General features: G+C 35.1%; 18 protein-coding genes. 5 read left to right on the top strand and 13 right to left on the bottom strand.

The annotated features are described in order from the left end of the window. Positions 1 to 92 precede the first annotated feature (92 nt). Positions 93 to 578: a hypothetical protein gene (locus tag ACB104_RS13715; protein WP_370479617.1), complete on the top strand. Its 486-nt coding sequence runs from the start codon at positions 93 to 95 to the stop codon at positions 576 to 578. 59 nt (positions 579 to 637) lie between these two features. Here ACB104_RS13715 and ACB104_RS13710 read toward each other — a convergent pair whose 3' ends face one another. The 5 genes from ACB104_RS13710 to nusB all read right to left on the bottom strand — a co-directional run bounded on the left by ACB104_RS13710 (position 638) and on the right by nusB (position 3,489). After that, positions 638 to 829: a hypothetical protein gene (locus tag ACB104_RS13710; protein WP_370479616.1), complete on the bottom strand. Its 192-nt coding sequence runs from the start codon at positions 827 to 829 to the stop codon at positions 638 to 640. A gap of 46 nt (positions 830 to 875) precedes the next feature. Continuing rightward, a complete protein-coding gene (locus ACB104_RS13705) occupies positions 876 to 1,316 on the bottom strand; it encodes a GNAT family N-acetyltransferase (RefSeq protein ID WP_370479615.1) in 441 nt (146 codons plus the stop codon). A gap of 360 nt (positions 1,317 to 1,676) precedes the next feature. Then, positions 1,677 to 1,970, bottom strand: a complete 294-nt coding sequence (yajC, locus tag ACB104_RS13700) for a preprotein translocase subunit YajC (protein ID WP_370479613.1) — start codon at positions 1,968 to 1,970, stop codon at positions 1,677 to 1,679. 11 nt (positions 1,971 to 1,981) lie between these two features. After that, on the bottom strand, positions 1,982 to 2,458 hold the full coding sequence (locus tag ACB104_RS13695) for a DUF1573 domain-containing protein (RefSeq protein ID WP_370479612.1): 477 nt from the start codon (positions 2,456 to 2,458) through the stop codon (positions 1,982 to 1,984). A gap of 83 nt (positions 2,459 to 2,541) precedes the next feature. Continuing rightward, positions 2,542 to 3,489 (bottom strand): transcription antitermination factor NusB, encoded by a 948-nt coding sequence (nusB, locus tag ACB104_RS13690; RefSeq protein WP_370479611.1) that lies wholly within the window; start codon positions 3,487 to 3,489, stop codon positions 2,542 to 2,544. A 202-nt stretch (positions 3,490 to 3,691) separates the two neighbouring features. Here nusB and ACB104_RS13685 point away from each other — a divergent pair, with 202 nt between their 5' ends. Both ACB104_RS13685 and ACB104_RS13680 read left to right on the top strand, forming a co-directional pair. Then, positions 3,692 to 5,449 carry an ABC transporter ATP-binding protein gene (locus ACB104_RS13685; RefSeq protein ID WP_370479609.1) on the top strand — a complete coding sequence of 586 codons (1,758 nt, stop codon included), beginning with the start codon at positions 3,692 to 3,694 and terminating at the stop codon, positions 5,447 to 5,449. Positions 5,450 to 5,607: 158 nt separating this feature from the next. Further along, positions 5,608 to 5,991 carry a PUR family DNA/RNA-binding protein gene (locus ACB104_RS13680; RefSeq protein WP_370479608.1) on the top strand — a complete coding sequence of 128 codons (384 nt, stop codon included), beginning with the start codon at positions 5,608 to 5,610 and terminating at the stop codon, positions 5,989 to 5,991. Positions 5,992 to 6,047: 56 nt separating this feature from the next. On the opposite strand, the gene ACB104_RS13675 is transcribed toward ACB104_RS13680, so the two are convergent. From ACB104_RS13675 to ACB104_RS13665, 3 genes are read right to left on the bottom strand one after another with little or no spacing between them, the layout of a single operon-like run. Continuing rightward, the gene (locus ACB104_RS13675; RefSeq protein WP_370479607.1) at positions 6,048 to 7,082 is read right to left on the bottom strand and encodes a lysophospholipid acyltransferase family protein; all 1,035 of its coding nucleotides are present in this window, start codon (positions 7,080 to 7,082) and stop codon (positions 6,048 to 6,050) included. Position 7,083: 1 nt separating this feature from the next. Continuing rightward, a complete protein-coding gene (locus ACB104_RS13670) occupies positions 7,084 to 7,986 on the bottom strand; it encodes a bile acid:sodium symporter family protein (RefSeq protein ID WP_370479605.1) in 903 nt (300 codons plus the stop codon). Positions 7,987 to 7,990: 4 nt separating this feature from the next. Further along, positions 7,991 to 8,326: a tRNA-binding protein gene (locus tag ACB104_RS13665; protein ID WP_370479604.1), complete on the bottom strand. Its 336-nt coding sequence runs from the start codon at positions 8,324 to 8,326 to the stop codon at positions 7,991 to 7,993. A gap of 45 nt (positions 8,327 to 8,371) precedes the next feature. Here ACB104_RS13665 and ACB104_RS13660 point away from each other — a divergent pair, with 45 nt between their 5' ends. After that, positions 8,372 to 8,935 (top strand): thioredoxin family protein, encoded by a 564-nt coding sequence (locus tag ACB104_RS13660; RefSeq protein ID WP_370479602.1) that lies wholly within the window; start codon positions 8,372 to 8,374, stop codon positions 8,933 to 8,935. A 16-nt stretch (positions 8,936 to 8,951) separates the two neighbouring features. Here the strand turns inward: ACB104_RS13660 and ACB104_RS13655 are convergent, their stop codons facing one another. The 4 genes from ACB104_RS13655 to gyrA all read right to left on the bottom strand — a co-directional run bounded on the left by ACB104_RS13655 (position 8,952) and on the right by gyrA (position 13,932). Beyond that, a complete protein-coding gene (locus ACB104_RS13655) occupies positions 8,952 to 9,434 on the bottom strand; it encodes a GNAT family N-acetyltransferase (protein WP_370479600.1) in 483 nt (160 codons plus the stop codon). After that, a complete protein-coding gene (locus ACB104_RS13650) occupies positions 9,435 to 9,980 on the bottom strand; it encodes a YfiT family bacillithiol transferase (RefSeq protein ID WP_370479598.1) in 546 nt (181 codons plus the stop codon). It abuts the gene before it with no gap. Between the two features lie 116 nt (positions 9,981 to 10,096). Continuing rightward, the gene (locus tag ACB104_RS13645) at positions 10,097 to 11,347 is read right to left on the bottom strand and encodes a tetratricopeptide repeat protein (RefSeq protein WP_370479596.1); all 1,251 of its coding nucleotides are present in this window, start codon (positions 11,345 to 11,347) and stop codon (positions 10,097 to 10,099) included. A 17-nt stretch (positions 11,348 to 11,364) separates the two neighbouring features. After that, a complete protein-coding gene (gene gyrA / locus ACB104_RS13640; protein ID WP_370479595.1) occupies positions 11,365 to 13,932 on the bottom strand; it encodes a DNA gyrase subunit A in 2,568 nt (855 codons plus the stop codon). Between the two features lie 258 nt (positions 13,933 to 14,190). Here gyrA and ACB104_RS13635 point away from each other — a divergent pair, with 258 nt between their 5' ends. Next, entirely contained in the window at positions 14,191 to 16,737 is a 2,547-nt protein-coding gene (locus tag ACB104_RS13635) for an ATP-dependent Clp protease ATP-binding subunit (protein WP_370479593.1), read from the top strand. 67 nt (positions 16,738 to 16,804) lie between these two features. Here ACB104_RS13635 and ACB104_RS13630 read toward each other — a convergent pair whose 3' ends face one another. Next, positions 16,805 to 18,115 carry an MFS transporter gene (locus tag ACB104_RS13630; RefSeq protein WP_370479591.1) on the bottom strand — a complete coding sequence of 437 codons (1,311 nt, stop codon included), beginning with the start codon at positions 18,113 to 18,115 and terminating at the stop codon, positions 16,805 to 16,807. Position 18,116 lies beyond the last annotated feature (1 nt).

Below are 18,116 nucleotides of genomic sequence, written 5' to 3'. Positions count from 1 at the left end.
CGTTATTTTTGTAAAATAATTCGAAGAACAAAAAAAATGATCTTTTTCTTAAAAAGGGTCGTATATACTACTAACAATAAAACTTTTAATTTATGAAGAAATTATTTTTATTATCAATTACCTTACTCGGATTTACATTTGCATCTAACGCCCAAGACATTTCGGACAATGCCATTGGATTGCGTTTAGGAGATAGCGATGGCTTTGGAGCCGAGATTTCTTATCAACGTGCTTTGGGTGAAAACAACAGACTAGAATTAGACTTAGGCCTTAGAAGTGGAAATGGTTACGACGGATACAAACTAGCTGGAATTTACCAGTGGGTTTGGATTCTGGAGGGCAATTTTAATTGGTACGCAGGTGTTGGTGGTGGACTTGGCTCTTACAGCTTTGATAATGTTCCTCCTGGATTTGATGATAGCGAGACATTCGCTTTTGTTGCTGGAGATATAGGAATCGAATATAATTTTGATATTCCACTACAATTATCTATTGACGCAAGGCCAGAATTAGGTTTTGGTGATTATAGAGACGATTTAGATTTTGATATCGCTTTAGGTATTCGTTACCGTTTCTAAAGCTAACACCATAATATATCCAAAAAGCACCTTACTAAAGGTGCTTTTTCTTTTTAACGTTAAACGAACAACATGCAATCATCACAACTTTTAACTTCACCATAATAGGTTCTTCTGTATTTGTGAAGCGTTTTAACTGGTAGTCCCAGCAAATATTTTTTAATGTATGTAACCCTAGTTGTTAATTCGCCCATTTTTACGCTGTGTCGTTTTTCGTATTTTGTTTTTCTTCTGATATATAATATTTTCATATATAGTATTATTTTAAACTTACTATTGATCTAATGCTTTTATTAATTAGTGACGCGTTAATCTCATTTCTATATTTCGCGGCTTAAACCCTTTATTTTTGAACATGTTAACGGCAGGATTATCCTTATTTATATGAATGGCAATATCTCCCTTACAATAGTTAATGGTGTGCTCAATCAATTTTTTGCCAATTCCTTTTCCACGAAACTCCTTCTTAACAACAACATAAACCAATATGTTCTCAGAAAGATATTCGTTCATTCCCGTTCTATTTACCACAACAGCACCTGCAATTTCGTCTTTATGCTCAAGTAAAAATACATAACCGCCTAACCCCGGAATCTCTTTTGCAGCGTACATTAAGGACTTTCTAATGGCGCTCTTCGAGTCGCGAAACTGGTCGAAATTCTGAAACAAAAAATTGGTAATGCGGTTTATGTTAATGATTGACAGCCTAGTAAAGGCATCATAGGTTTTTATGGTCATGTATAGAAAATTATTTGCAGTCTTTTCTAATTTTAAAAAAGATTAAACTTAAAAAATGGAATGAGGTTAATGTATCGCTGAGAACGGTACTTTTTTATTCAAAAACAGGATTTACCTGAAATCAATTAAAAACTAGATTGCTGGAGGGATAAATTTATCTGATTGATTTCTAAAAACCAAAAAATTAAAGTTGAAGACTCTGTAATTTTGTTCTTTACCTATTCCTTTTTTCATATTTGCAAAATTACAAAAACAGAGCGCTAATCGCAAACGGATAGGCCCGAGAGAATCACAAGACTATGTTAAATAAAAAAGCTTCCAAAATATTGGAAGCTTTTTTATTGTGCAGTAAATAGATTTCTATTCCTTAGCGGGTGCGTTGAGCTTTGTGCTCATTTCCATAGAAATTGCTGATTTATCAAACTTAAGTTTTCCAGCCATAGTTTCAATAATACAACTGTTGTCTTTGTCGTTTAAATCTGCCACTTTTCCATGTAACCCACTTTTGGTTACTATTTTATCGCCGCGTTTTAATTCGGCAGCAAATTTCTTTTCTTTCTTTGCACGTTTCATTTGTGGTGCTATCATAAAGAAATACACTACCACAAACATTAATACGAATGGCAATAAACTGCCAATTCCTCCTTCTCCCATTTTAAATATAATTAGTGAGCCGCAGCTGGTGTTGGTTTATTTGGATCTGGCTTTACAAAAGCGGTTATTTTAACCACTTCGCTGCCTTTTTCTGTATTTGCTGTAACGGTAATGGTTTTCGAAACTTTATTGGAACCACTTCCATTAAACTTTACTGTAAATTGACCGGTGTCGCCTGGGTTCAAAGGATCTCTGCTCCAATCTTGGGGAACAGTACAGCCGCATGAGCTTTTAATATCGGTTATAACCAAAGGGGCATCACCGGTATTTTTGTATGTAAATACGGTTTCAACTGGTGTTTTGGCTTCAATTTCACCAAAATCATGTTCGGTTTTATCGAACTCAATTACAGGAAATTGCGATGCCACGGCATCTCTTTCTGCTGCAGCTGCCACATTGCTTTCTTCAATTTTTTTGGCGGCATTCTCTTTACATGATGTAAAAGCCACCAAACATAAGGCACTAAGGCTTAAAATTATTTTTTTCATAATAGATATATTAATTTTTAAGGTGAACAAAAATAACAATTATTTAACCGATTAAAAATTTTAAACAGTTTCTTAACAGAAATTTACATCAATCCCCTACCCACTTTTTTCAATTTACTGTTAGCCTCGTATTCCTTAACCAGTTTATCTAAAATACCGTTGATAAATATGCTACTTTTTGGTGTTGAATATTCCTTAGATATTTCCAAATACTCATTGATGGTAACCTTTACTGGAATGGACGGGAAATTTTTTAACTCACAAATAGCCATTTGAAGCAACACATAATCTACATTGGCAATCCTATCGGCATCCCAGTTTTGTGTTTTAAGGTCAATTTCCTCGTTTATTACCGTTCTATTCAAAAGTGTTTTTTTGAACAAATCGATGGCAAACTGTTTATCCTCAATATCTTTATACAATTGTGGCACAAAAAAGCCTTCTGCTACATTTGCTTTTGATTTTCGCAACAGTTTTAAAATAGTTGTGTTTACCGTAGGAAGATCGTCCAACCAGGTTAAGTTTTTATCCTCCAAATAATCATAAAGCTTCTCGTTGGGGGCGATTATTTCCTTGAAAACATCTACAATAAACTCTTTGTCCTCATGAAAATCAGATACTCGAGTTTTCATGTATTCCTTATATAAATCACTAGAAGTTATGGCTTTAAAAACAACATCTACATATTCGCCATCAAGTTCCCAATAATTTATTTTATTCGCTTCTAACTGGTTATTAAGTTGAAGGTTTTCGCATAAATTTTTCAATAGATGGTTGTTAACAAACTTTCGATTTGGGTCTTTGTCTTCTTTTGTGGCAAGGTGCTTATTTTGCTTCTTTTGCAAGTCATCTTCAGCTCTTTTTTGAACTTCAATCAACAGCGAAATTAAAAGCAAGTAAAGATTGTACATATTATCAATACTATACAGCAAAAACTTTTGGTCTTTACTAAAATCATCACTTTCACTGCCCTTAAAAGCATATAGTGTTTGCATTACTTTTACACGAATATGTCTCCTGGTTAACATCATTGCAAAGAACTTTAATTAAAAAGATGAAAATTTATCACGGTTTTTACGCTGCAAAAATAAAACTATATTTAAAAACAAACACTTTAAATTTACTTTAATTACAGTAATTGCTTTAAGTCTTTTTTAACAACTTCGTAATTGTTACAACAGGATTTATTGGCATTTAAACCATATATTTGCCCTGCTATCTCTTATTGCAATAATGAAAGAATTACAGCATCTAAACAAATATTTTATAAAATATAGAACGCACTTTATAATTGGTATTCTTATTACCATTTTAGCACGTATATTTCTGGTTTACACACCCAGGTATGTAAAAAAAATATTCATAGCTATTGAAAAATATGCGGATGGAGGGGTTGCTGAAAGTGCATTCAAATCCGAATTAACCGAAGCCATTCTTTATATTATTGGAGCGGCCATTATTGGTGGCATCCTAACGTTTTTTATGCGGCAAACCATCATTAACGTGTCACGCTTCATAGAATTCGATTTAAAAAATGAAGTTTACGAACACTACCAAAAACTATCCTTAAATTTCTACAAGAAAAATAGAACTGGGGATTTGATGAACCGTATTACTGAAGATGTCGGTCGGGTTAGGATGTATGTTGGCCCAGCACTTATGTATAGCATCAACACAATTACACTGTTTGTTATTGTAATAATTTATATGCTGAATGCCTCACCAAAGCTTACCCTGTATACTATTTTGCCTTTGCCTATTTTATCGGTAATCATTTATAAACTAAGTCGCGAAATCCATAAACGCAGTACCATAGTTCAGGAATATTTGTCTAAGCTTTCTACGTTTACACAAGAGTCTTTTAGTGGTATTTCTGTTATAAAAGCTTATGGCATTGAGCCCCAAACCTCATTTAACTTTAAAACTTTAGCCGAAGAAAGCAAAGTCAAGCAAATTGACTTGGCAAAAGTACAAGCTTGGTTTTTCCCTATGATGATTTTACTTATTGGTACCAGTAACCTTATGGTTATTTATATTGGTGGCATGCAATATATAAATGGTGAAATAAACAGCATAGGCACCATTGCAGAGTTTATTATTTATGTAAATATGCTTACATGGCCGGTAGCAACTGTGGGTTGGGTTACCTCAATTGTACAACAAGCCGAAGCTTCCCAAAACCGCATTAATGAGTTTTTAAAAATTGAACCAGAAATTAAGAATTTAGTTATCGCTGAAACAGAAATTACTGGCGATATTTTTTTCGATAATGTTTCATTCACCTATGACGACACCAATATTCAAGCCTTAAAAGGAGTAAGCTTTAGCCTAAAAGAAGGCGAAACATTAGCCATTTTGGGGAAAACCGGTGCCGGAAAATCTACAATTCTGGATTTGATTGGAAGACTTTATGATATAGATGAAGGCTCCATAAAAATTAACGGTACAGAAATCAAAGAGCATAATTTAAATGGCTTAAGAAATAGTATTGGTTATGTGCCACAAGATGCCTTTCTGTTTTCCGATAGTATAAAAAACAATATAAAATTTGGAAAACAGGATGCCACCGAAGAGGATGTTATTGAGGCAGCCAAAAATGCCCAAGTTCATAAAAACATTGTGAAATTCAACAAAGGATACGATACGGTATTGGGGGAACGTGGCATTACGCTTTCTGGGGGACAAAAGCAACGTGTTTCCATTGCAAGGGCCATTATTAGATCACCCAAAATATTATTATTTGATGATTGTTTATCTGCCGTAGATACTGAAACCGAAGAAAAAATATTGAAAACATTGGGTAAAATATCTAAAGCGAAAACGGCAGTTATTGTTAGCCACAGAGTTTCTTCTGCGAAAAACGCCGATAAAATTATTGTTTTAGATAACGGCAAAATTGTTCAAGAAGGTACACATGACTCGCTTATAAATATTGATGGTTATTACAAACACCTCTATCTAAAACAATTGAGCCAACCTATGGGTCACTAAATCTCAACCTGTTCACTGTTAATTAATTAGGTGCATTTTATTCAATTAAATTCAATAAAAGATTGAATTCTAAAAAGAAACTTTAAAAAATGTTGGTTAGTATCGGTTTTTTTTAGATTTTTGGTAAACTATTGATTAATAAAAAATTTAATTCAACTATGAAGAACAACGATATGATGGAGAAAGAGGAAATTTTTTCGAAAGTATTAAGGGCAGGAAGACGCACTTATTTTTTTGACGTAAGGGCAACTAAAGCAGAGGATTACTACTTAACAATTACTGAGAGTAAAAAGTTCACAAACGACGACGGGTCTTTTCATTACAAAAAACACAAAATATACATATACAAAGAGGACTTTGAAGAATTTAAGGAAATATTGTCTGAAATGACGGATTTTATTATTGATGAGAAAGGTGATGAAGTAATTAGCGAAAGACACCAAAAAGATTTCAAAAAGGATTACGACGATAGCCCGCGAGTTACCGAAGACCAATTAAAAACTCCAGGAAGTTTTACCGATATCGACTTTGATGATATATAATCGGAATATCCTTTAAAATATTACAAAAACCGTTGTATTAGAATATAACGGTTTTTTTATGATTTAACCACAACCAAAGTCGTACCCAAAACACCAATAAAATACGCCAAAGCAATTGGCCAGCCAAAAATTGTGGCCAACATAAAAAATAATGCCAAAACCCAAATAGGCACCAATGTATTGGCAACTGTAAACCTAAATGTAGAAAGAAACTCAATTTCGGTAACCTTGGGTTGAACCATAAGTTTCCAAATGGCGTAGGGAACAATTAACAAAACAATTAAAACAACGTAAAAAAACGACTTGATAAATTGATTTTTCTTTTTCTCGACGCTCTCAACAACCTTAAAATTGCTGGATATGGTTTTATTAACGCTTACAGGGTTTAAAAAATCGACTTGTAATTCGTTAAGCTTAACCAATATTTCCGTATAGTTTTCGGATGGAATATGGGTTGCTAGTTTTGACATTTCCGATTGAATTTTGTTCTTCAAAAGAATCACAGATTTATTTTTATCTTTTAATACAAAATCTTTCGCAGGTATTGGATTTCCAAAAAACAACGAAGCACTATCTGGAAATTTTTCTGCATGTTCATAATTAATTCCAGTAGGAATCAATTGTAAATCTGTTTTGGGAAATTGTTCAAGCGTTTCAAAAACTATTCGCGTAAAACCCTTGCTCAAAGGCCTCACAGTACGGTTTAAACAGTGGTTTCCCTCAGGAAAAATAACAACAGCCTCCTTTTCCTTTAACAATTTGGAGCATGCTTTAAAAATAGCCGAATTGTTATTCAAATTGGCCCAACCGTCTCTTATCCTAAACACCGGAACCATTTGCAATGTTCCTAAAATTTTTGCTATAAGAGGACTCTTGAATACGGCCGCTCGGGTTAAAAAATATAAAAATCGCTTGTTTTTAATTGCTATAATCAACGGATCTAACAACGCGTTATGGTGATTACACAGGAATAAAACAGGCTTTTCCTTTGGAATTAAATGGGCGCCATTAACCTCAATTCTTTTAAAATAAAAAAACATGGCCAAATTTAGATAAGCACGTACACTATAGAGCCAAATTGTTTTTACCATGCTATACTTTTGATGCTTTATATGACCAATAAAAGGCCAAGGTTAACCCGGAAATTATATGCCAAATACCCCAAAATGCCGCTAAAATGGCCATTCCACCCAATCCGTCAAAAAAGGTGAATATCAACAAAAGACCTAAACCAGAATTTTGAATTCCAGTTTCAATGGTCAAGGTCTTCTGATTAGCAAATGAAAGCCTGAATAGCCTAGCCACTAAAAAACCCAAAATCAAAGCCAAAATATTATGTCCAATTCCTAAAAGCATAACATGGTGGATGTAACTTTTGAAAACATAAATATTTTTTAAAAATGCCAAAACAACAATCAAGGCAAATACAATAATTGAAAATGGTTTTAAAATTTTAGATAATTTGTCCGCCAATAACCCATTCCTATATTTTAATGCCATGCCCAAAACTAACGGAATTCCAAGTATTAGAAGTACCAATACTATCAATTCAAAAGGGCTCAATGCAACTTCTTTTAAAATTTGTGCCGTTGGTTGATACAAACTTCCATAAAACTGAAAATTAAACGGTGTCATAAAAACAGCCATGAACGTAGCAAAAGCAGTTAAGCTAACAGATAATGCCGAATTCCCTTTTGCCAGATGCGTCATGAAGTTAGAAATATTACCTCCAGGACAAGCAGCTACCATAACCATACCCAAAGCAATACTAGGCTGTGGTTTAAATAGAATTACCAAAATAAAAGTTAACAATGGCAACAGTATAAACTGTGACAAAACCCCAACAATCAATAACTTGGGCGTTTTAAGCAATTGTTTAAAGTCATCAATGGTAATACCAAGGGCCACTCCAAACATAACAATCGCCAAAGCAATATTTAACGCCCACAACCCAGTACTATCAAAGTTAATTTTTGCTTGGTCTAGTTCTTGCATATTTTTAAGATACGGTAGTGCCGTTTTTAACTTTATTTTCTGGATTTAACAGTATAACATCGTTATCGTTTACAGCCCCTAAAACCAAACATTCACTCATAAATCTGGAAATTTGCTTTTTGGGAAAATTAATAACCGCCACAATCTGCTTGTTCATCAAGTCTTCTTTTTTGTAAAGGGTTGTTATCTGAGCAGAAGATTTTTTAATCCCTAAATCTCCAAAATCAATGGTAAGTTGATAGGCAGGTTTTCTTGCCTGAGGAAAATCGTTCACTTCAATAATGGTGCCTATCCTTAAATCAACTTTACTGAAATCTTCAAAAGTTATGTGCTTGTTCATTTTTTAAAAATACAATTTATCACGAACTTTGGAAAAACTAAAATTATGGCCCGTACATCCTCAAATATGCTTCCGTTAGGCACCGAAGCTCCTTATTTTGAACTTCCCGATACTGTTAGCGAAAAACTCGTAAATCTTGATAGAGAAAAGGGCAAAGTAGGCACCGTAATCATGTTTATTTGCAATCATTGCCCATTTGTAATACATGTGAATTCTAAAATTGTTGATATAGCCAATGTGTACGCCAAACTAGGGATTAGCTTTATTGCTATATCAAGTAACGACGTGGAAAACTATCCTCAGGATTCCCCAGAAAACATGAAAGTTCATGCCGTGAATGAACATTACCCTTTTCCTTATTTATATGATGAAAGCCAAGAAGTAGCCAAAGCTTACGATGCTGCTTGTACACCAGATTTTTATGTTTTCAATGCCGGTTTAAAATTGGTTTACCGTGGACAACTTGATGATTCACGACCAGAAAACGGCATAGCCTTAACAGGCAAAGATTTAAAACATGCTCTGGATTGTTTGATTTTGGATAAGGAAAATACTCAATTACAAAAACCTAGCATTGGCTGTAATATAAAATGGAAAAAACCATTTTGAGCTTTTCTTTTTGGATTTAAAGATTTAACTGATAAACGCCAACATCAAGCCATTTTCCAAATTTAAAGCCAACTTCTTTAAAATGGCCGACCAACATAAAATTAAATTTTTCATGTAGTTTAACACTTGCATCATTTGGAAGGGTTAAAACGCCCAAAGCCGCATGCAGATTTTGCTTTTTAAGAAGCTGAAGCAACTCCTTGTATAATTTTGTACCAACCTGTTTTCCATGCAATCCATTTTTCACATAAACCGTAGTTTCAACTGTATTTTTGTAGGCTGGTTTCGGCCTGAATCTGCTTCCATATGCATAACCCAAAAGTTCGTTGTTTTCTTCAAAAACAAGGAAAGGATATTCGGCAATAATTTTAGCCATTTTATTCTCAAAAGCACCTAAAGATAAAGGTTCAATATCAAAAGTCACCACAGAATTTAACACATAATAATTGTAAATCTCTAATAACGATTTAGCATCATCAATATGTACTTGCCTTATCATTTAAAGCCAGCCTTTTCGTTTTAATAAATTTTCAATATGTACATAATGATGGCTACTGTGCCATGCATAATTACCAATATTACATTTTAACGTGACCTTACTATTTGTTTCAGGATGAATGAAATATTTGTTCAACTCTTCATTCGAAAGTGTTTTAATCAAATAAACTAATTTAAAATGAACAATTTTAATGTGATTTAAAGACATTTCAATTGGAGCAGTTTTAGAATCTACAAGTTCTGCCCAACGGTCTTCAAAATAAGCCTTTATAACTGGAGAATCTTCCGTTAACGCCCATTTAAAACGCGAATAACTATGATGATGACTATCTGAAATATGGTGCACAACTTGCCGTATCGTCCAACCATTTGGCCTGTATGGGGTATCCAATTGTTGGTCTGAAAGGTTTTCAACCAACTTCTTCAATCTTTTGGGAAAATGCTCTAAAATAGAAATCCAACTTTCTATTTGCTCCTTTGAAATATTCGTCGGACAGTCAAATTTTCCAATTGGGTATCTAAGCTGCAGAAGTTCTTGCTCTGTCATAAACAAATATAAAAATTTACGCCAAATAAAGTAATCAATTTATATTACCTTATTTGGCGTAATCAATAGTTTTATTTACCCTTGATTAAAGCAGAGCAAAATAGTTTAAAGCTTGATTAATTACCAGCTTCAAGCATATCCACCTTTTCTTTTAAGCTTTTAAATTTATCTGTTTCACCTAAAATACTATATATATTCATTAATGTTCTCGCAGCCTCAACATTGTCCTCATTTATGTCTAAGGCCTTAGACAAGTAAGGAATAGCTTCCCTGTAAAGGTTTTTTCTCTTTTCTCTTAACTCATCATACCTTAAATTATCTGCTCTAGAAGTACCCAAGCCATTCATTTCTTCAATAAGCGGTCTTTCCTCACCTAAAATTAGAGCCGCAAGGTTTATATAAGCGTTTATGTAATTTGGATCTAACTCTATAGCCTTTTTATAATAACCCTTCGCCTCTTCAGGATGGTCCGATTCGGATGAAATAACCCCTAAGTTATATTGCAGTTCTGGATTTTGAGGATCTAGCTGAGTTGCTTTTTCAAGCAGTTCTTTGAACCTTTCTGTATTCCCCATTTTAAAATAAATGTTCGCTTCGTTCAATAACAAATTGATATCATCTGGACTTTCTTCCCTAGCAGCCTTCATTGCTTCAAGAGCCCCCTCATCATTACCTTGAGTAACATATATTAAGGCAATATTTTTAACAATTTCTGGTTTTTTTGATTCGGTAACACGTTCACCTGGATCTTTATGACTTTTGGCTTTTACATAAATATCACGAGTACTTTTATCCATAGTTTCTTCTTCTCCAGTCTCAACATTGGTTGCGTAATATTCTGTTTTAACTCCTGTAAATCCTAAATCTTTCAGTTCTTCGTAAAGTGACAAAGCTCTATCATATTCTTTAACGTTTACAGCAGCAGATGCTGCATAATAAAGAAATAATGTGTCTTTTGTTGAAGCCCTGTAAGATCTTTCGAAATACTTAGATGCCTTTAAATAATCTTTTGCTTCATAGGCATCGTTACCAGCAGTAAGCATTTCATTTAACATTTTTACCTTAAGCTCCTCAACCTCATTTTGGTAATCACCTTCAACTTTACTCAAACTTTCCAGTGAAGCATCAATATCGGCATCAGATCCTTTTCCATTTGCATATAAAGTTTGAGCTTGCAAGAAGTAATATTTGGCCTTAGTTTTATCGTCCATAGCAGACATTAAAGATTCAGCCTGTTTTAAAGCAGCTTTTGCTTCAGCAAAATTGCTAGATTTAATAGCCTTTTCAACAGCTTTCAGTTCCTTTTTTTGTGCAAATGAAAATGCACTAACCGAAATAGCTAAAGCTACAAGAATTCCTTTTTTCATTTTTTGTAATATTTAATTTAACTTTCAGTGTTATTGTTGTCTAAGTTGGTATCAAGAGTTGTGCCATCTTCACTAGCACCAGTAATATCTTGGCTTTCTGCATCATTTCCATCAACTTCTTCTTCATCACGCATTACTTTGGCTACAGCAGCAATAGAGTCAGTACCTTTAAGATTAATTAATTTAACCCCTTGAGTCGCTCTTCCCATAACTCTTAAATCGGCAACCACCATTCTAATGGCAATTCCTGATTTATTGATAATCATTAAATCGTCATTATCATTTACAGATTTAATAGCTACTAATTTACCTGTTTTTTCTGTAATAGAAATGGTTTTTACACCTTTTCCACCCCTGTTGGTGATTCTGTATACGGGTTCTCCATCTTCCGGGTCATCAATGTAGGTGCGCTTACCATAACCATTTTCCGAAACCACCAAAACAGACTCTTCTTGAGGGTTTTCAATAGTTACCATTCCTATTACTTCATCATTATCATGACCAAGGGTAATTCCCCTAACACCGGAGGCGCTACGTCCCATTGGCCTTGTTTTGGCTTCTTCAAACCGAATGGCTTTACCCGATTTCAATGCCAACATAACTTGGCTATTACCGGTTGTTAATTTAGCCTCTAGCAACTCATCATTATCCTTAATCGTAATGGCATTTATACCGTTTGTACGCGGACGGGAATACTGTTCCAATGAAGTTTTTTTAACCTGACCATTTTTAGTAGCCATAATGACATAATGGCTATTGATGTAATCTTCATCCTTTAAATCTTGGGTACAGATGAAGGCCATTACTTTATCATCCTGCTCAATATTTATCAGGTTTTGAATGGCTCTTCCTTTTGAAGTTTTGCTTCCTTCCGGAATTTCGTATACCCTCATCCAGAAACACTTCCCTTTTAAGGTGAAGAACAACATGTATTGATGATTGGTACCCACAAAAAGATGCTCCAAGAAATCTTCATTTCTAGTGGTTGAAGCCTTTTGTCCAACGCCTCCCCTGTTCTGCGTTTTGTATTCGGTAAGCGATGTACGCTTTATATAGCCTGCATGTGAAATGGTAATCACCACTTTTTCGTCAGGAATCATATCTTCAATACTTAAATCCCCACCAGCATACTCAATAGTCGAACGACGCTCATCACCATATTTATCTCTAACCTCTTCCAACTCTTGTTTAATGATATCCATTCTTCTTTCCTTTTTGTCAAGGATATCCTTTAAGTCTTCAATAGTTTTCATCAACTCCTCATACTCAGAGCGTAGTTTATCTTGCTCCAATCCGGTAAGCTGACGTAATCGCATTTCAACAATGGCCTTAGCTTGAATTTCTGTTAATTTAAAGCGTTCCATTAATTTTTCGCGCGCTTCATCAGCATTTGAAGATGCTCTAATCAATGCGATAACCTCATCGATGTTATCGGATGCAATGATTAAACCTTCTAAAATATGAGCGCGTTCTTCAGCTTTACGCAATTCAAAAGTTGTACGTCTAACAACAACTTCGTGCCTGTGCTCCACAAAATAATGAATGAGATCCTTTAAGTTCAATAATTGCGGACGACCATTAACCAACGCAATGTTATTAACACTAAATGAGGATTGTAGCGAAGTGTACTTAAATAATTTGTTTAATACAATGTTCGGAATCGCATCACGCTTTAAAACATAAACAATGCGCATTCCCTTTCTATCAGACTCATCTCGAATAGTGGCAATACCTTCAAGTTTTTTCTCATTTACCAAATCGGCAGTTTTCTTAATCATATCTGCCTTGTTGACCTGGTATGGAATTTCAGTCACCACTATACACTCGCGCCCGTTAACTTCCTCAACATTGGCTTTAGCACGAATCACGATACGTCCCCGCCCAGTTTGGAAAGCTTCTTTAACACCATCGTAACCGTAAATAGTTCCACCTGTTGGAAAATCAGGCGCTTTAACGTGCTGAATAAGCTCATCAACTTCAATAGCCGGGTTCTCAATATATGCTATGGTACCATTTACAACCTCTGTAATATTATGGGGAGGCATATTTGTCGCCATACCAACGGCAATACCTGAAGCTCCATTTACCAAAAGCCCGGGAATACGGGTTGGCAAAACTGTTGGCTCCTTTAATGTATCGTCAAAATTTAATTGGTGGTCTACTGTTTCCTTTTCAATATCTGCCAACATATCCTCAGATATTTTACGCATACGCGCTTCAGTATAACGCATTGCTGCTGGGCTATCACCATCAATAGAACCAAAATTTCCCTGCCCGTCAACTAGCATATAGCGCAAACTCCATTCTTGGGCCATTCGTACCATGGCATCGTAAACCGATGTATCACCATGGGGATGGTATTTTCCCAAAACTTCTCCAACTATTCTTGCTGATTTTTTATGTGCCGAATTTGCTCTAACCCCTAGTTCGTGCATGCCATAAAGTACACGTCTGTGAACTGGTTTTAAACCATCTCTTACATCTGGTAAAGCACGTGACACAATGACCGACATTGAATAGTCAATGTAAGCCGATTTCATCTCATCTTCAATGTTAATAGGGATCAATTTTTCTCCTTCTGCCATAAATAATTCAATTTAGTTTTACGAGTTTTTCAAAACATGCTAATATAAATATTTCATTAGTTTCAACTGGTGTTTCAATGGTAATTTTTAATGTTTTTATTAACAATTTTGGATGCTTTTTCGGTTGATAAGTAAACCTTTAATTATTTTGATTTTATAAAGTTTTTTTCGTCAATTAGCATTTTAGATACAATTTAAGGTATAGTTTTTGCCTTTAGTAAAATGTTTTACTATTTTTAATGCTGAAAGGACAAGAATATGGATGATAATTTTTCCCCAAGAGTAAAAGATGTTATTGCATACAGCAAGGAGGAAGCATTGCGTTTAGGCCATGATTTCATTGGTACTGAGCACTTAATGCTTGGCCTTTTGCGCGACGGCAATGGCAAGGCCATTAACATATTAAATGCCTTAGAAATTGATTTAAACCATTTAAGGCGAAAGGTTGAAATTTTAAGTCCTGCTAACCCCAATATTGCTGTAGCTTCAAACCAAAAGAAAAACCTACATCTTACAAGGCAAGCAGAACGTGCTTTAAAAACAACGTTTTTAGAGGCTAAATTATTTCAAAGCACCTCAATTAACACGGCGCATCTTTTGCTCTGTATCTTAAGAAACGAAAACGACCCCACTACCAAGCTTTTGAATAAGCTTAAAGTTGACTACGATAATGTTAAAGAACAATTTAAACTCATGATTACAAACGATAATAATTATATAGAACCCAAAGCCGAATCATTTCAGGATGACGACAACAATCCTGAGGATGAAGCCTCAAAAGACATTTTTAATGCTCCCGCTGGAAAAAGCAATAAAAAGTCCAAAACCCCTGTTTTGGATAACTTTGGACGTGATTTAACCGCTTTGGCCGAGGAAGGCAAACTTGACCCCGTTGTAGGTAGAGAAAAAGAAATTCAGCGTGTTTCCCAAGTTTTAAGCAGAAGGAAGAAAAACAACCCGCTTTTAATTGGTGAGCCCGGCGTAGGTAAATCTGCTATTGCAGAAGGTTTAGCGCTTAGGATTGTAAAAAGAAAAGTTTCGCGAATTCTTTTTAACAAGCGTGTGGTAACACTTGATTTAGCGAGTTTAGTGGCTGGAACTAAATACCGCGGGCAGTTTGAAGAGCGGATGAAAGCTGTGATGAACGAGCTTGAAAAAAATGATGATGTTATTTTATTCATAGACGAAATCCACACCATAGTTGGAGCAGGTGGTGCAACGGGAAGTTTAGATGCATCAAACATGTTCAAACCTGCTTTGGCACGTGGAGAAATTCAGTGCATTGGAGCTACTACCCTGGATGAATACAGACAGTATATAGAAAAAGATGGAGCTTTAGAGCGCCGTTTTCAAAAGGTAATTGTGGAGCCCACTTCTGTTGAGGAAACCATTGAAATCCTTAATAACATTAAGGCCAAATATGAAGACCATCACAATGTTGATTACACTCCAGATGCCATTGAAGCTTGTGTGAAATTGACAAACCGATACATGACCGAACGTTTCTTACCAGATAAGGCCATTGACGCTTTGGATGAGGCAGGTTCTCGCGTACACATCACAAATATAGATGTGCCTAAACAAATCATAGAGCTTGAAAAGCAACTTGAGGCCATTAAAGAGACTAAAAATGCCGTTGTTAGAAAGCAAAAATACGAGGAAGCCGCTAAATTGAGAGATGATGAAAAGCGACTTGAAAAAGAATTGGCCATTGCCCAAGAGAAATGGGAAGAAGACACCAAGCAACACCGTGAGGTTGTAACGGAAGATAATGTTGCAGATGTAGTTTCCATGATGACAGGTGTTCCCGTTAATAGAATTGCCCAAACTGAAATCAATAAACTTGCCCAACTACCAAACCTTATTAAAGGCAAAGTTATTGGTCAGGATGAAGCCGTCTCAAAGGTTGTTAAGGCCATACAGCGCAACCGTGCCGGACTTAAAGACCCCAATAAACCAATTGGTTCATTTATTTTCTTGGGGCAAACTGGTGTTGGAAAAACACAATTGGCAAAAGTATTGTCCCGTGAATTATTTGATAGTGAAGATTCTCTGATTAGAATAGACATGAGCGAATACATGGAAAAATTTGCCATTTCTAGATTAATTGGTGCACCTCCAGGATATGTTGGCTACGAAGAAGGCGGACAACTAACTGAAAAAGTTAGACGCAAACCTTATGCGGTTATTCTTTTAGATGAAATTGAAAAAGCGCATCCAGATGTATTTAATATGCTCTTGCAAGTGCTTGACGATGGATATTTAACAGATAGTTTGGGCAGAAAAATTGATTTTAGAAATACTATTATTATTATGACATCCAACATTGGAGCCAGAAAACTTAAAGATTTTGGAACAGGCATTGGATTTGGTACTGCATCGCAAAAGGCCCAGGAAGATGCCAATGCAAGAAGCGTTATTGAGAACGCACTCAAAAAGTCTTTTGCCCCTGAGTTTTTAAATAGAATTGATGATGTCGTAGTTTTCAACCCGTTAGAGAAAGAAGACATAAACAAAATCATTGATATTGAGCTAGAAAAGCTTTTGCTTAGAATTAATGGATTGGGCTATCAATTAACCTTGACCAAGTCAGCTAAAGATTTTATAGCTGAAAAAGGCTTTGACAAACAATATGGTGCACGGCCTTTAAAAAGAGCAATTCAAAAATATGTTGAAGACGCCCTAGCAGAGGAAATTGTGGCTTCAAATCTTCAAGAAGGTGATGAAATCAATATTGATTTAGATAATAAAACTGAAGAATTAAAAATTTCAATTAAAAAGGCCGAAAAGCCCACTGAATCTTAAATCTAATATTGAATAGAATAACAGCAAAGCCCGTGTTAGTGATAATACGGGCTTTTTTAATTCATCCCTAATAACTTGATTTTGGAACCCGAAACAACAATATAATCCCGGATAAAAAGAAGATAAATAAAAATAATATACCATTTCTCATACTGCCCGTTAACTGATCTATAAAGGCGAAAATGACCATGCCAATAACAATCCCAATCTTTTCGGCCACATCATAAAAACTAAAGTATGATGTAGTATCATCTGTTTCTGGTAAAAATTTAGAATATGTTGAACGTGCCAAAGATTGAATGCCCCCCATAACCAAACCAACAATTCCGGCTGCAATATAAAACTGCAAAGGTGTTACCATAAAATAGGCATAAAAACATAAGGACATCCAAATAAAATTAACGGCAATTAAGGCTTTAATGTTACCAAATTTAGCTGAAGCCCTTGAAGTCAATATAGCTCCCACAATAGCCACTAACTGAATAACCAATATACTAACAATTAATCCTGTGGTTTTTTCACCATCGCTGTCCCACGCAATTTCTTCTTCACCAAAATAGACTGCAACAAGCATAATGGTTTGCACAGCCATGCTAAACACAAAAAAAGCATACAAATAACGTTTTAAACGAAGGTTTTCTTTGAGTTGTTCCCATACTTGTTTCAACTCTTTCAGACCATTAAAAATAACCGAAGTAGTAACTTTATGTCCTGAAGAAGCTCCTTTTGGCAGATAATAAAATGTATATTGGCTAAATAAAGCCCACCAAATTCCAACGGTAATAAACGAATAACGCATCATTTGCATTTTTGCCACACCCTCGCTTTGCGTCATTACCATAATCAGGTTAACAATCAACAAAATAACACTACCTACATAACCCATTGAAAACCCTTTAGCACTAACACTATCTTGCTGTTCAGGAAATGCTATATCTGGAAGATACGAGTTGTAAAACACCAAACTGCCCCAATAACCTATAAGCCCCATAAAGTAAAACAGCAAACTTAAATGTATACCACTCGGGGAAATATCAAACCAATACAAGCCAATACAACCTGCGCTACCAACATAGCAGAAAAACTTTAAAAAGTTCTTTTTATTACCAACATAATCTGCGATTCCTGAAAGCACTGGGGACATTACAGAAACTACCAAAAAAGTAAATGCGGTTACAAACGTAATTAACGCGGTGCTTTTGAACTCATAACCAAAAGCCCAAACCGTTTTAATTTCCGAAGCACTTGATATAAATAAAGCTGAATAGAAAATGGGAAAAATAGATGAGGCTATGGTGAGTGTATAAACGGAATTTGCCCAATCGTAAAACGCCCAAGCATTAAGAAGTTTTTTACTTCCTTTTTTTAGCTGATCCATA

It is taken from the genome of Tamlana flava (assembly GCF_041287255.1).
In the GTDB taxonomy this organism is placed as follows: domain Bacteria; phylum Bacteroidota; class Bacteroidia; order Flavobacteriales; family Flavobacteriaceae; genus Tamlana; species Tamlana flava.
This window is presented reverse-complemented; position numbering and strand designations above follow the sequence as displayed.